Origin of the sequence: Nostoc sp. KVJ3, assembly GCF_026127265.1 — a bacterium.
Lineage (GTDB): Bacteria > Cyanobacteriota > Cyanobacteriia > Cyanobacteriales > Nostocaceae > Nostoc.
Window position 1 is genome coordinate 153,468 of sequence record NZ_WWFG01000002.1, and the last position, 15,508, is coordinate 168,975.

Here is a 15,508-nt window from a genome sequence, read left to right on the forward strand (position 1 = left end):
CTTGGTAATTGCAGTATATGCCTTTTTAATTAACTCTCCCCTCTACTAGAAGAATTAAGCTAAGTTTTCAAAGACTGTCTCTAAAGTAATGCAAAGGAAGTAAAATCAGGTGGTTAGCATCATTACACTGTGCCAAAATCAGCTTAAATTGCCCTATCCTTAGCATTAAACAGCATAGTGTCTGCGACAGGCGATCGCTTTTCTTGACCTCTTTACGTAACCCCCCTGCGGGAACACCAAGGGCGAACTTAATAGGAGCATCCACTTTTGGCAGAAAGAGTCAATCGGTAGTGCAAGGAATCTTTTTGATACTGCTTGGGCACTAACTTCCATTCGCTCCACCCATAACAATCCCTCTTGTGACAATACCCTTTGGACTTCTCTTAAGCCAGGAATCTGCCGATATACTAAACTCACAATGATCGCCATCATCACTGGTAAGGTCAACATTCTATCTCGGAATTTTTTCTTTTCTTCGTTTTTATACAACTTTAGGGGTTTAAAGTTGCGGGGAGATAGTAATGAAAATATTTCTTGCTCGATTTCCTTTATTGGTGGCGTTGGTACATGCTTTTGCTGCCGCAGATATGGGTTTCCTGTTCTTGCTGGGCGTTTTCTAGTCATGATGTATCATTAAGAACATCAATTCAGATGTTCTTAGATTACATCCTATGGTTCCTTTTTGCTTAAGTTGACACCAATGGGCATACCGTGCCCCACACCTTACGAGATGATGTTGCACCACATTTGAATGGGAACCGCTATATTATCCCAAGTTTATTGGTGTGTGAGTTAGATCACAAAACTAATATGTTTCAACTCACTGCTAATTCAAGCATATTAGTATATTGGCAATTGTATTCTGGCTTTTTAATTTCTCATCTAGCTTTAATTTATTAGCATGTGAGCTAGATCACAAAACTAATATGTTTCAACTCACTGCTAATTTAAACATATTAGTATAATCATTTAGAAAAGTCTTCCTGAAATAGGTGAAGCTACCATGTAAGGTGTTATGAATTGCTTCATATTATGTCGCCTAACTGTTTAAAGATTTAATGTATGGATGCTTTCTAATTATATTTTTTTTGCTAAGAGTTATCTACTATGTAATATTTCTGAAAATTTACACTAAAAAAGGCATGGGCTATTTAAATTTTAGGTTAATCAGTGTAAGCTGATTATGTAAATGTCTTTCTCACAAAACTATTTTAACTCATTGAAATCTACAGGAGGTGTAATAAAGCACATAAATGTTTAACTTTTTCCTTAAAGATACTAGACATTACTCTAAAAAGATTTACTTTAGTATCTTTCAAGCCAACTCTAGCAATATTATTTAAATGAGATTTTGATTGACTCGTAAAATCTCAAAAATTTATGATGTGCTTTATAGTTTTTACCGTCTTCTACTGTAGCCTACCCGAAGCTAGCTTTTGAAGGCTGAAGGTTATGCGCTTGAGACTGAAGCTACCCCCGGAGGTAGTACCCCAGAATCGGCAAATTCTAGGGTAACAACACCGGGTAATAAATGCACATTGTGTAAACCTCTGATTAACCTATTGGTTAATCTAGTAGATTCAGTTGTGGTTTTTTTGCTGTCAGGCTTTGATCACACAACTGTTATGGATTGCGTTTGCCCATAATTTACAACTTAGTGCAATTAGACTCAATTATGTCACACCATTTTACCAACGACAAGGCTGTTGAAAAGCTAGAGATGCGTGAAATTAGGCTTCTAACGCTTTTTGCGTGTCAGGGATTCAAAAGTGTGGAAGCTAATTTTCAGCCATTAAACTCTCCTTACAACCAATATCTGGAAAAAATACCGATGGCTGGTGATTGCTATTGGGGAAAATTCAGATGGTAATTGACCAACCAAATTTTGATCTGAAAATAATTCCTTCTAATCAACAATTGCGGATATCGCTTATTCAGCAAAGGTAGTCCAGATGAATTGCGTATAGCCCTAAGTATGAAAAAGGGACTGGAAACTGATATTCGGGGGTTATTTAGGGGGCTGCAATTAGTGGTGGGTCTTAAATTCTCAATCCACTACTAAATTCTTCTTCAACCCCTTGTCGAAAGCACCAACCTTGCAGTGACTGAAGACAGGGCGAAGTTGTGCTAATGGCTAAACAAATATCTAGCTTAATATTTTGGCATTAGACATAGGAGTGAAAAAGAATGTAGAGACGCCATATATCGCGTCTCTACAAGGGTTACGCATAACGCATATTTAATTTCTGGAGATGTCTATTCATTTTCAATTTAGACCGATAACTAAATTCTGTCTTGGAGGTTAGAAAATGCCAGCAGTGGTTTCTGAGCAACATATAGGCGAAAGGCTCTTGTACAACTTGGGTACAAAGCTTTCAGAAAAAGAATTACAAAACCTATTGGCAGAAATGGAGATTCTGGAGCCGCCAGTCGCAAAGCAGTTCTGGCAATCTGCACAGGCGAATCCTGGTATCTACATAATCCTTACAGGTAAAGTCCGACTGCTGGATAGCTCTGAGAATTTAATCACTACCTTTGGTGCATGGTCTATTTTCGGCGAATTAACTCTGTTTCCCGAAACTAAATTTAGTCCTTATGTAGTTAGAGCTTCGACAAACTTAAAACTTGGCTATTTCCGGCAAGATGTACTGCAAATATTAATAGACAAATATCCTAGCATTGGCGATCGCCTCTTTACCCGTGCAGAACTTTGGGATTTACTGCTGTTATGTCGCCAAACCTCACAATTCCCGTGCCATACATCACAAGTTCCAGGGATGCTCAAAGCCTTATCTTTCTTTGAACGGCATCAGCTAGAACCTGGTTCTGTAAATCCACAAATCTCCCAAGATTCCCAGTTATGGCTATTGTACAAAGGCCAACTGCGGCATTCTCAAAACCATTTTTTGACACCAGGGACAATCTCTGCAAAACCAAAACAAGGTGATTGGCAAGCAACACAACCAACCATTGCTTATATTCTGAAAAACGACCAGAGGCAAACAGCACTAGAATACTTCCCGGAATTAGGGGAATGGGGAATGGGGAGTGGGGAAAAAACTACTCAATCTCCAAAAGCTAAAATTATTCCTTTTCCCCAACGAGAGCAGCAGTCAGAACAACAACCAAAAAAATCGCGTTTTTACTTTCCCAGTCCCAAGGTACAAGTAGGGCATTGGTGGAGACGCATTACCAAAAGCTATCCCTTCTATGCCCAGCAAAGCGCTGCCGATTGTGGCTCCGCTTGCTTAGTAATGATTGGTAACTATTGGGGTAAGCATTTTAGTATCAATCGTCTGCGGGATATGACCAACGTCAGCCGTAGTGGTGCATCACTGAAAGCTATGGCAGCAGCAGCAGAAAACCTGGGTTTTGCCACCCGTCCGGTAAAAGCTACTCTTGATAAATTGGCAGAACAACCTTTACCTGCAATTGTCCATTGGGAAGGGAAACACTTCATCGTTGTTTATGAAATCACGAAAAAGCGAGTAATTGTATGTGACCCCGCTCTTGGTCAACGCAGCTTGACAAAAGCTGAATTTCAAGCAGGTTGGAGTGGTTATGCCTTGTTACTGCAACCTACAGCTTTATTAAAAAATATTAAAAACGAAAGTACAAGCTTCTGGAAGTTTTTTGAATTAATCAAACCTCACTATCGGACACTATTAGAAATCTTTGTAGCTTCAGTATTAATCCAATTATTTGGACTGGTAACGCCGGTATTCACTCAGTTGTTGCTCGATAGAGTCCTTGTGCAACGCAGCGTTACAACCTTAAACGCCATTGGTTTGGGGATGATAATTTTTGGATTGTTTGGTGTCGCTGTCAACGCTGTACGGCAATATCTGCTATTTCATACTGCTAACCGCATTAGTATCTCCCTACTCGTAGGTTTTATCAAACATACTTTCCGTTTGCCTCTTTCCTATTTTGAGTCGCGTTATGTGGGGGATATAGTCTCACGCATTCAAGAAAACCAGAAAATTCAGCACTTCCTTACCGGTCAGACACTCTCCATTGTGTTGGATATGCTGACATTGGTGGTTTATCTGGCCTTAATGTTCTCCTATAGCTGGCGGATGGCATTATTTGTGCTGGTTACTGTCCCGCCATTTTTTATTTTGGCTCTGGCTAGCACAAGTATTTTGCGCCGTATCTCCAGAGAGATTTTTGATGCGGGCACTAAAGAACAAAGCTATCTCATCGAATCCCTCAGTGGAATTCGTACCGTCCGCTCATTGTCAATTGAACAGACTGTGCGCTGGCGTTGGGAGGAACTGCTGAATGATTTGATCAAAAAAGCCTTTAATGCCCAAATAATCGGTAATCGCTTGCAAATCATTAGTGGCGTTATTCAAACCTTTGTAAATACTGCATTGTTGTGGTACGGAGCGACTCAGGTAATTAATGGCGAACTGACTATTGGCCAATTAGTTGCTTTCAATATGTTGGTGGGAAACGTCTTGAGTCCTTTCCAGAGACTATCTATGCTGTGGAATGAATTGCAGGAAATTGTGATTTCCACTGAACGCATCAATGACGTGTTGGAGGCAGAAGTAGAAGAAGACTTAGAAACTAAACCCCGGAAGTCTTTGGGTAAACTGCGGGGTAACATTAGCTTTGAGAATGTCACCTTTCGCTATCACTCAGAAAGTAAGACTAACGTTTTAGAAAATCTGAACTTTGAAATCCAACCGGAACAGATGGTTGCAGTGGTAGGGCGCAGTGGTTCGGGAAAAACAACCCTCAGTAAGTTGATTTTAGGTTTATATCCTCCGACAGATGGCAAAGTACTAATTGATGGTCGTGACATTACCAGTATTTCATTGCGATCGCTCCGTTCTCAAATTGGCGTTGTAGACCAAGATACCTTTCTCTTTGGTGGGACTATTCGGGAAAACATTGCGATCGCTCATCCAAATGCATCTTTTGAAGAAATTATCCAAGCCGCAAAATATGCTGGAGCCGATGATTTTATTCAAAAACTACCTATGGGTTACGAATCGCAAATTGGTGAAGGCGGCGGTATGCTCTCTGGGGGACAGCGCCAACGGCTAGCGATCGCGCGGGCTTTACTCGGAAATCCGCGATTATTACTCTTTGATGAGGCTACTAGCCACCTAGATTCTGAATCAGAACGAATTATCCAAAACAACCTCAAAACAATTCTCCAAGGGCGCACAAGTGTAATTATTGCTCATCGTCTCTCTACAGTCCGCAATGCTGACTTGATTTTGGTTTTAGACCAAGGAGTTTTGGTAGAAAGCGGTACTCACGACGAATTAATCGCTAAAAAAGGTCATTATTACTACCTGAATCAACAACAACTGGCTCAAGTTAGTTGATGGGGCATTGGGCATGGGTTATTAATTCTTCTCCCTTCTCCCCCCTTGTCTCTCTTGTCCCCCTTGTCTCCCTTATCTCCCTTCTCCCCATTTCCCACTCCCCATCTACTTTTATCGGGAATAAAAATATGCCAAATCACAATAGATCGTCCCCACTTCCCCAAGATGAACGAGATGAATATCAAAAGTACACACTAGAAGAAGAATCTGGAGAAGTTAACGAGCAGACAGAGACAGAAAGTAACAGTGAAGACTTGCACTACGGTACCGAAGGACTGCTCAATGCCTTACCTCGACTTTGGACTCGTGGTTTGTTGTATGTCCTCATCGCCTTTGCTGGTTTGTTCTTACCCTGGGCAACTCTCTCAAAAGTAGATGAGACTGGTAGCGCCAGAGGCCGGATAGAACCTAAAGGCGCGACTCAAAAATTAGACGCTCAAGCCGGTGGGAGTGTCAAAGCAGTTATGGTCAAAGAAGGAGATACAGTCAAAGCCGGACAGGTTTTAGTAGAACTAGAGTCCGATCTCCTGCAAACAGAACTGCAACAGACTCAGAGTAAATTACAAGGGCTGCAAAATCGGCAGACGCAGTTGGAATTGCTCAAAAATCAACTCCTCATGTCAACTAACCTTTTAGAGCAACAAAATAAATCCCAAGAATTAGAAAAAATGGCTCAAGTTAACCAGGCACAGCAAAACCTGGATACCAAACTGAGTAGCCAGAACCTCCAAAAGTTAGAAAAACAAGCATTAGTTGAACAAGCCCAGCAGCAGATTGACACAACTCATAACGATCGGCAATCGGCTCAAGCTCGTTTGAATATAGATTCTCGACAAGTTCAACGCTTTAGCAAACTCGTTCAGAATGGTGCAGTTTCGGCAACTCAAGTCGATGAACTCAAAAAAGAAGAACAAGAAAGCAAACGACTCTATAACAAGGCTGTATCAGATATCAAACAAGCCCAATTGCAGTTAGCAGGAGAGCTAAATCGTTATCAAGTAACTATCAATACATTGGAGTCTGATATTAAACAAGCAAAACTGAGATTGCAAGAAGAACAAAGTAGCTATAAAAGTGTGATACAAGCCGGAAAACTGGCTGTGATGAAAAATCAGGAACAGCTAAAAGACTTACAGGCACAAATCACAGCAGCGCAATCAGAAGTTGCTCAGACAAAAAGCCAGATTACATCTATAAGAGTACAGATGCAGCAACGAGTGGTGCGATCGCCGATTAATGGAGTGATTTTTGAATTACCCACCACTAAGCCAGGAGCAGTAGTACAACCCGGTCAAAGGATTGCCCAAGTCGCCCCCCAAAATACAGACTTTATACTCAAAGCAAATATGCCTAATCAAGATAGTGGTTTCTTGAAGGTAGGAATGCCGGTCAAGGTCAAGTTTGATGCCTATCCCTTCCAAGAGTATGGCATCGTCCAAGGGAAAGTTACTTGGATCTCTCCTGACTCGAAAGTTAGCCAAACACCCCAAGGGAACATCGAAACATATCAGTTAGAAATCACCTTAAACCAGCAGTATGTCCAAACTGGCAACAAACGTATTCCATTAGGTGCCGGTCAGACTGCAAATGCTGAAGTCATCATTCGCCAGCGCCGCGTGATTGACTTTGTTTTAGATCCATTCAAAAAGCTGCAAAAAGGCAGTTTAGAGATGTAGTTCCCAGGTGGGGAAATGAGGGGGATGAGGGGGATGAGGGAGCAGGGGGAGCAGGGGAGGCAGGGGAAGCAGGGGGAGAAAGAATAAAGAACTAAGACCTAAGACCCAATGCCCAATGCCCAATGCCCAATGCCCAATGCCCTATACCCAATGCCCAATGCCCATAATTATTGGATATTATGCACAGTCTGACCATTTCCACTTCAGATATTATTCACAGCCTGAAACTTTCCTGTCAGATCCCTGATGTCGTGGAAGCGATCGCATCCCAAAGCATTATTGTCGAAGCGGCTCAAGAGGCAGGAATTACAGTCACACCAGAAGAACTACAGCAAGAAGGAGATGACTTACGGTTTGCTAAGAAGCTTGTCAGAGCTAAAGAAACCTGGACATGGCTAGAAAAACACCACCTGTCTGTAAATGAGTTTGAAGAATTAGCCTACAACAACATCCTTTCGCGGAAGTTAGCGAATCATTTATTTTCCCCTCAAGTCGAAAAACACTTTTATGAGCGCCAACTAGATTATGTCGCCGCTGTTACCTACGAAGTCATTTTCGAGGATCGAGACTTGGCTTTAGAGCTTTTTTATGCTCTGGAAGAAGGCGAAATCGATTTTCCAGCGATCGCTCGTTTATATATCCCAAACCCAGAACTCCGCCGCGCTTATGGATACCAAGGACTCCGATACCGTAAAGATTTACGTCCAGAGATTGCAGCAGCTGTATTTGCTGCTGCACCACCAGAAGCTCTCAAACCGATTACGACTCCCAAGGGGGTGCATTTAATTTGGGTAGAAGAAGTCATTGAACCCCAGCTAGATGAACAGTTGCGCCAACAAATCATTACAGAATCATTTTCTGATTGGTTGAGGCAACAAATCAACGCGATGAGAATAGTCACTCACATAGACTCAGGTACAAATGTGCGATCGCAGGAGGAATTGCTAGAGCAGGTTTAAGCCTGTTATTCACCAACACTAAATAGTTCATTCAATCCAAATGTTTTTGTAGCTAACTATCTCCCCCTAATTTAGGGTATATGCTGTAGTTACAAACATATTATCAATCCTGTTTTTTTAGTTCGTAATTAAATATTTTCTATTATTAGCATTTTGTAAATGTGTTTACAGAAGTGCTAATTTAGCGCGACTAAAAAATAGTTTTAATCGCTATAACTCTCACTGGGCAATAAAAATACAATTTTGCCTATATTTGTTATGCAATTATTTTCTAAATTAAATTAATACTATATATGGTTATTTTTGGATTTCAATATATTAGTTTTTCAAATCAAAAATTCCTCAAAAAATCATTGACTTTTCCGAGGAATAAACTATAGTAATTATGTGACCAAGAAAAACAGATTGGTCGCACCAAGATACCCAAAAAAACTTACAGTTTTCAGGAGAAATTCAAATGATTATTTCTGACCTAAACTACTTAGAAATCACCTCTGAAGAAGTTATTGGTGGTGGTGGTTATGCTCCTAAACCCAGCCAAGCACCATTACCTAGCTACAATGAAACCATCATCATTGTCAAAACTGTAGATGTTAACCTTAACATCAGCGGCAACTTGGCTACAGCTGGTGCTGGATCTGTTGCAACGGGTGCAAACACCGTTACTCAAACCTCAACTTCCACTTCTACTACTAATAATTCTTCTAGTTCTGGCTCAACTTCCGTAGCTGGCACTGTTGGTGGCTATTGGGGCTGGTAATTAATAATTAAACTCTACTCACAAAGAGAATTAACTCCTGCAAGTAGAGTAAGGCTCGAAAGCCTACTAGATTTATAAATTGCTGAAGGCTCTTAGCTCATTTGAGCCTTCAGCTTCTCCCTAAATTACATCGGTTGCTCTCAAATAACTGTTTCCGCAATAAATTTTTACAATATTAAGTCCACAACCCAGACTAAGGCTCTGTGCTGTTTGCCTGCCCTGAATTAAAACTCTGGGTTAATAGTCATGAGTTAAAAACTTTCCTGTGGCGGCAGGCTAATCGTAGATACCCGATAAGGTAGAAAAAGGTAATTTGTTTTAAAAAGCTTAAAATCAGCATTCTCAACTAATTTTAATAGAATCCAGTTATAAATTTCAGAAACTTGAGTTCATCGCAGATATATAGGACTCTTATTTGATTTTTGAACAAAGTTAGGTATTGTAGGGGAGCCAGCGCTGTAGGCGGGTTTCCCAACCTAGGCGACTGATGAACCCGAAGGGAGGTTCCCTACGTGTAGCAACTGGCGTTGCGTTAGAACGAAGTTCGTAACGCACCATTATCAAGGGTTTGATGCCGTACTCTCCGCGCTCACACCCTACGGATATTTTCTCCAAATCAAACCGAATTCTTATAGGAACAAAAGACATTAAGTAAAAATTAATTGTATAAGTTATGACCACAATTTCTGAGGCTCTTCAACTCGCTGTTGAACATCGCCGAGCCAAACGCTTTACCCAGTCCGAAGAGGTTTATCGTCAAATTATAGACGTAAACCCCAAGCAGCCAGAGGCACTATATGGGTTAGGTATGCTAGCCCAGCAACGGGGACAATATCAAAATGCCGAACAGTTTTTCCAAGCAGCTTTGCAATTAGAGCCAGAAGTGGCGGCAATACACAATAGCTTAGGGTTTACTCTGCAACAACAGGGTAAACTAGACGAAGCAGTTATCTGCTATGAAAAAGCACTGAAAATTTTACCTGATGGCGGGGAAGCGCAAGTAAATCTTGGTAATACTCTCCATCTTCAAGGAAAGCTGTCATCAGAACAACAAGTCCATTGTGCAGACTTAAATTTGCAGTTGGCTTTAGCTAGGCAAGAGGTGGGCGATTTCAAGATTGCAGAGTTATATTATCGCCAAGCTATTGCATTGCAGGCAGATTTGGTACAAGCTCATAATAATTTAGGAGAGGTACTCCAAAAACAAGGGCGATTGAATGATGCGCTAAAGTCTTTTCAAGAATTAATAAAAATAAAACCAGACTATCCTTACGTTCATCACAATTTAGGATGTTTGTTAGAAGAACAAGGAAAAGTTGAGGAAGCAATAGAAGCTTACAAAAAAGCTTTAAGTATTAAACCTGATTTGGCAATTACCCATCATAACTTGGGAAATGCTCTGAAAGCATTAAATAGGTTTGATGCCGCCATAGAATCCTACCAACAAGCTATAAAAATTCGACCTGATATTGATTACATCTACTACAACTTAGGAACGGTACTTAGAGATAGTAACAAAATAGAAGCAGCAGTAGAGGCATTTGAACAAGCTGCCAAAGTTACACCAAATTATGCTCCGGCTAAATTTGGTATTTGTATTAGCCAACTGCCAACTATCTATTCTAGTGTTGATGAAATTGAATTCAGGCGAAATCAGTATCAGCAGAATTTGCAAAATTTAGCTAAAGCTTATGAATTAAGTAATCAAGAAGAAAGGGCAAAAGCGGCTGAGGCTGTAGGGACATTACAGCCCTTCTATTTGGCATATCAAGGCTTAAATGACCGAGATTTACAGCGAGCTTATGGGGAAATGATTTGCCAGATGATGTCGAGTTGCTATCCCCAAAGTTGCCAGCCGCTTGTTATCCCAAATTTAGATAAAAATCAAAAGGTTCGAGTTGGTATTGTCTCTAGATTTTTCTATAACCATTCTAATTGGAAAATCCCTATTAAAGGTTGGATAGAAAATCTTGATAGAAGTGAATTTGAATTATTTGGTTATCACACTTTGGTAACAAAAGATTATTCAACAACCAGTGCCAGCAAAACTTTTGATAAATTTGTTCAAGGTGTTCACTCAATTGAACAATGGTGTGAGGCAATAACAGAAGATAAATTACATATCCTGATTTTCCCTGAATTTGGGATGGATCCAATGACAATCAAGCTGGGTTGTCTCAGATTAGCCCCAATTCAAATGACATCTTGGGGACACCCTGATACCAGTGGACTCCCGACAATTGACTATTACTTGAGCAGTGACTTAATGGAACCAGAAAATGCTCAAGAACACTATACAGAAAAGTTAGTTAGATTACCAAATCTATCTATTAATTACACACCTTTAGCAGTTAAACCCCAAGCAATTAAGAAACTAGATATAGGTTTAAAAGAAGATGAAATTTTCTTCTGGTGTTGCCAGTCACTATATAAATACTTGCCCAACCATGATGATGTTTTTCCCTCCATTGCAAAAGAGTTAGGGAATTCTAAATTTGTGTTTATTAAACACAGAAATGAAGATATTACAGAAGTATTTCGCCAGCGTTTAAACCATGCTTTTGCAGCATTAGGGTTAGATTACCAAAAGCACTGTTTATTTTTGTCTTCCATGAATGAGAGCGAGTTTGCGGGGACTACAGCCTTAGCAGATGTCTTCTTGGATAGTATTGGTTGGTCTGGATGTAACTCTACCCTCGAATCTATTGCCCATAATATTCCCGTTGTTACTTTACCAGGAGAACTGATGAGGGGACGGCATTCTCTGGCAATTTTAAAGATGATGGGTGTAGAAGAGACGATCGCTTCAAGTAAAGCAGAATACGTCCAAATCGCCATCCGTCTAGGGAAAGATGCTGAATATCGGCAATATATCTCCCAGCAAGTTGCAGAAAATAAACATAAGTTATATGGCGATTTAAAGCCAGTCAGAGCGCTGGAAGATTTTCTTTTACAACTGGTTAATAAACCAAGACAATTTGAAGCTAAAGATGTTGCTGAACTCTTTCAATTTGCGGTTCAATCTCATCGAGCTAGTCGCCTAGACGAAGCTGAACAGCTATATCGTCAGGTGATAGAAAAACAACCAGACTATTCAGAAGCATTATATGGTTTAGGAATATTGGCACAGCAGAAAGGTGCGTTACAGGAAGCCCAAAAGCATTTGAGTGCAGCTTCGCAATTTCAGCCTAACTCTGTGAAAATTTGGTTTAGTTTAGGCAATTTGCATCAAGCCCAAGGACAATTACTAGAAGCTGAAAATGCTTACCAAAAAGCTATTGTTTTGCGACCAGATGCAGGGACAATTTACAACAATTTGGGCTACACCTTGCAACAACAAGGTAGGTGGGAAGAAGCGATGGCATCTTATCAAAAAGCTCTGGAATTTCAGCCCAACTGCATAGAAGCGGAAGTCAATTTGGGGAATGCGCTTTTTGCCCAAGGGAAGCTTTCGGCAGAGAAACAAGCCTACTATGGTGAATTGAATTATAAACTGGGCATTGCCCGCAAACAAGCAGCCGATTGGAAAACTGCTGCTGTTTACTATCGAACTGCGATCGCACTACAGCCAGATTTTGTAGAAGCTTATTATAACTTGGGGGTGGTACTGCAAGAACAAGGAGAGATGGAAGAAGCGATCGCATTTTATCAAAAAGCTTTAGAGTTTAATCCTCAACACCAAGAAGCCAACATGAATTTAGCACATATTTACCAAATCCAACCCCAAGAAGTTACACAAAGACCTATTTCGACTAGGAGGTAATAAAGATTATTTAGAAAATCGTTACTAAATCGATGCTCTACTAGATAAATAAGTTTTTAGTCAGGACTTAATTCCTTGCCTTAATGACTGAAGTCTTTGCTACAAATTTTTTATGATGGACAACAATAATCATGTTCAAGGAGAAAAAATAAGGTGTCTCTAGAAATTTTAGAAAAAGTCAAGAGTTTCATCATTAGACTCGTCAAAGACGAAGCTTTTCGCACTCAATTAATGAGTGATAAAATCGACGAAGCGATCAAAGTCATGGAAGAAGGTGGCTACAATTTTTCTCAGGAAGAATTTGAAACAGCCTCCATTCAAATATTAGAATTAAAAGAATTAGGTCAGTTTGACGACCTCAGCGAAGAGGAATTAGTGGGAGCTTTTGGTGGGCTTACAAGCAGCAATGTCGTTCAGCCACTCTATGGTGTTGTAGTCTCACCTCCCGAAGGAGGTGTAAAACCACCAATTCACTGGATTCCCAGACCACGCCCAAAGCCATTTCCCCAACCACAGCCCCTGTATGGCATAGTAGTCGGCTCGCCTGTACAAGCGTCATACGGAGTAGTTGTCCCACCAGAAGTACAATAACCCGTTAACAATTCAAAATTCAAACATTTTAGACATTTTCAGACCGGGATTTAAATCCCGACTGAAACTGTGACTATGTTATAGATATAGGGATATTAAACCCTTTGACTTACGATAAAACAATGAAGACGTAGGAGGCATTATATCCATAATGCACCTTATACCAGTTCTTTATGAAGATGCACATAATAAGTCCCCCCAACACATCGGGGGGTAAATATATGCAGCTTCACAAAGAAACGATATTACAAGAGTAATTAAGTTATGAAACCGACATAGTAAAAATTTCTCTACTATATTAAAGAGGTTTTCTAGTTAATTTCACAACTTTCGGAATATACTCTAAAGTAATGTTCAAAAAGACTCATTTTTAAGTATGCAGATTCCTGATTTATCTTATTTACATAGTGTTTCAGAAGACGAATTGATTTTAGGCTCTGCTGGAGTTTCAGTGACATCTAAAGCATTATCTTTAGGGTCAACAATTTACAATTCTGTTAGTTCAACTAGTAGCTCTAAAACCTTGTTAAATGGTGCTTCTATAGTAACTGGGACAGGGTTAGCTAAAGCGGTAGGTACTCATACTACAGCTAAAGTCACAGTTGCACTTAATGGTTCTTTAACAATTGGGAAAGCTCCATCTAATTCATCTAATAATGGCATTATTACAAGTGGTTTTTTAATTAAAATTAGTTTAATATAAAACTAATTTTTCCACGAGTATTTTCTACTTTACTCAGCATTTACTACTGAGTAAAGTAAACTTCTAAAACCGAGATTGAGAGTTAACTTATGGCATATCACCGCAAAAGTTACGCAGTTTGGGAAATTACCTTAAAATGCAATTTAGCTTGTAGTCACTGTGGTTCCCGCGCTGGGCACGAGCGCAGCAAAGAACTTTCCACAGAGGAAGCTTTGGATCTTGTCAAGCAAATGGCAGAAGTTGGAATTAAAGAAGTTACTCTTATCGGTGGTGAAGCATTTCTGCGTCCAGATTGGCTAGAAATTGCCAAAGCTATCAACGATGCAGGGATGTTATGTGGTATGACTACTGGCGGTTATGGTATTTCACTAGAAACTGCCCAAAAAATGAAAGAAGCGGGGATTAGGACTGTATCTGTTTCTATTGATGGTTTGGAAGCAACTCATGACCGCTTGCGAGGAAAAAAAGGCTCTTGGAAATATGCATTTAAGACTATGAGTCATCTTCGAGAAGTCGGTATTTCCTTCGGTTGCAACACCCAAATTAACCGTCTGTCAGCCCCAGAGTTTCCGTCCATCTATGAGTCCATTCGTGATGCAGGTGCCCGTGCTTGGCAAATTCAGTTGACTGTGCCAATGGGGAATGCAGCCGATAATGCAGATATTCTCCTCCAGCCCCATGAACTGTTAGATATCTATCCGATGCTCGCCCGTGTTGCGCGTCGTGCTTACCAAGAAGGTGTGCAACTGCAAGCGGGAAATAATATTGGTTATTACGGCCCTGATGAACGTCTGTTACGGGGACGGGGAAAAGAAGATGACTTCTCATTTTGGCAAGGTTGCGGTGCGGGACTCTCCACCTTGGGAATTGAAGCTGATGGAGCAATTAAAGGTTGTCCCTCGCTGCCGACTACCGCATACACGGGTGGTAATATTAGAGAGCGATCGCTCCATGACATCATTGAAAATTCAGCCGAATTGCGCTTAAACCTCGGAGCCGGAACACCTGAAGGCACAAAACACCTGTGGGGTTTTTGTAAAACCTGCGAATACGCTGAACTTTGTCGTGGGGGTTGCAGTTGGACTGCCCATGTTTTCTTTGACAAGAGAGGTAATAATCCTTACTGCCATCATCGCGCTCTTACTCATGCAAGACAAGGTGTGAGAGAGCGTGTAGTTCCCAAGGTGAGAGCTAAAGGTCTGCCCTTTGATAATGGTGAATTTGAGCTAATTGTTGAGTCAACAGGTACACCTTTGCCAGCAAATGATCCATTACATTTTACTGCTAACAGCATTCAATGGTCAGAAAGTTGGCAGCAAGAATCCGAAGTTTCTTACTCTCTAATCAGATCATAAATTATGGCAGAAAATTCAGAAATCACCACAATTTTAGAAAAAAAAACCGATCTTGATTCATCGTCATCTCAAGAATTAGAGGAAATCTCATTGCTTCCACGTTCAGCTTGGAACAGTCAATTAACCTATTTGAAAGTGCTGTTAAAAGTAAAGCAAGTTCTGGATAAAAGCTCACAGGTTTACATAGATGATAGAGAGTTTTAGCTAATAAATTACGAGATATAGCGTTTCCCAGTCAGATGGGTACATCATAGCCCCCTCTCGAAAAGCGGGGAGGTGGTTGGGGTGGGGTTCTTGTATCTCACTCAACCGAGAACTGCTATAAATACTCCCAAAATATTTACACATTAAATTGT

The 15,508-nt window shown here is 40.5% G+C and carries 9 protein-coding genes and 1 pseudogene; 9 read left to right on the plus strand and 1 reads right to left on the minus strand.

All coding sequences use genetic code 11. The features are described 5' to 3' along the window. Positions 1–272: 272 nt before the first annotated feature. Positions 273–624: pseudogene (locus tag GTQ43_RS16955) on the minus strand (IS4 family transposase); the annotation flags it as partial. Between the two features lie 1,685 nt (positions 625–2,309). Here GTQ43_RS16955 and GTQ43_RS16960 point away from each other — a divergent pair. The 9 genes from GTQ43_RS16960 to GTQ43_RS17000 all read left to right on the plus strand — a co-directional run bounded on the left by GTQ43_RS16960 (position 2,310) and on the right by GTQ43_RS17000 (position 15,356). Next, complete coding sequence (locus GTQ43_RS16960; protein ID WP_265273919.1) at positions 2,310–5,345, plus strand: peptidase domain-containing ABC transporter; 3,036 nt, start codon at positions 2,310–2,312, stop codon at positions 5,343–5,345. A 128-nt stretch (positions 5,346–5,473) separates the two neighbouring features. After that, positions 5,474–7,021, plus strand: coding sequence for an HlyD family efflux transporter periplasmic adaptor subunit (locus tag GTQ43_RS16965; protein ID WP_265273920.1), 1,548 nt, complete (start codon positions 5,474–5,476; stop codon positions 7,019–7,021). A gap of 176 nt (positions 7,022–7,197) precedes the next feature. Then, positions 7,198–7,980: a peptidylprolyl isomerase gene (locus tag GTQ43_RS16970; protein WP_265276476.1), complete on the plus strand. Its 783-nt coding sequence runs from the start codon at positions 7,198–7,200 to the stop codon at positions 7,978–7,980. Positions 7,981–8,437: 457 nt separating this feature from the next. Then, positions 8,438–8,740, plus strand: a complete 303-nt coding sequence (locus GTQ43_RS16975; RefSeq protein ID WP_265273921.1) for a hypothetical protein — start codon at positions 8,438–8,440, stop codon at positions 8,738–8,740. Positions 8,741–9,413: 673 nt separating this feature from the next. Beyond that, complete coding sequence (locus GTQ43_RS16980; RefSeq protein WP_265273922.1) at positions 9,414–12,503, plus strand: tetratricopeptide repeat protein; 3,090 nt, start codon at positions 9,414–9,416, stop codon at positions 12,501–12,503. Positions 12,504–12,656: 153 nt separating this feature from the next. Then, entirely contained in the window at positions 12,657–13,094 is a 438-nt protein-coding gene (locus GTQ43_RS16985) for a Nif11-like leader peptide family RiPP precursor (protein WP_265273923.1), read from the plus strand. A 376-nt stretch (positions 13,095–13,470) separates the two neighbouring features. Next, positions 13,471–13,797, plus strand: a complete 327-nt coding sequence (locus GTQ43_RS16990; RefSeq protein WP_265273924.1) for a hypothetical protein — start codon at positions 13,471–13,473, stop codon at positions 13,795–13,797. 89 nt (positions 13,798–13,886) lie between these two features. Beyond that, the gene (locus GTQ43_RS16995; protein WP_265273925.1) at positions 13,887–15,152 is read left to right on the plus strand and encodes a nif11-class peptide radical SAM maturase 3; all 1,266 of its coding nucleotides are present in this window, start codon (positions 13,887–13,889) and stop codon (positions 15,150–15,152) included. Between the two features lie 3 nt (positions 15,153–15,155). Further along, positions 15,156–15,356 (plus strand): hypothetical protein, encoded by a 201-nt coding sequence (locus GTQ43_RS17000; RefSeq protein WP_265273926.1) that lies wholly within the window; start codon positions 15,156–15,158, stop codon positions 15,354–15,356. Positions 15,357–15,508: the final 152 nt, after the last annotated feature.

What these genes read in the sequence shown, in the direction of transcription:
- GTQ43_RS16960 (WP_265273919.1), top strand. Translation starts at nt 2,310, where the DNA reads ATGCCAGCAGTGGTTTCTGAGCAACATATAGGCGAAAGGCTCTTGTAC.
- GTQ43_RS16965 (WP_265273920.1), top strand. Translation starts at nt 5,474, where the DNA reads ATGCCAAATCACAATAGATCGTCCCCACTTCCCCAAGATGAACGAGAT.
- GTQ43_RS16975 (WP_265273921.1), top strand. Translation starts at nt 8,438, where the DNA reads ATGATTATTTCTGACCTAAACTACTTAGAAATCACCTCTGAAGAAGTT.
- GTQ43_RS16980 (WP_265273922.1), top strand. Translation starts at nt 9,414, where the DNA reads ATGACCACAATTTCTGAGGCTCTTCAACTCGCTGTTGAACATCGCCGA.
- GTQ43_RS16990 (WP_265273924.1), top strand. Translation starts at nt 13,471, where the DNA reads ATGCAGATTCCTGATTTATCTTATTTACATAGTGTTTCAGAAGACGAA.
- GTQ43_RS16995 (WP_265273925.1), top strand. Translation starts at nt 13,887, where the DNA reads ATGGCATATCACCGCAAAAGTTACGCAGTTTGGGAAATTACCTTAAAA.
- GTQ43_RS17000 (WP_265273926.1), top strand. Translation starts at nt 15,156, where the DNA reads ATGGCAGAAAATTCAGAAATCACCACAATTTTAGAAAAAAAAACCGAT.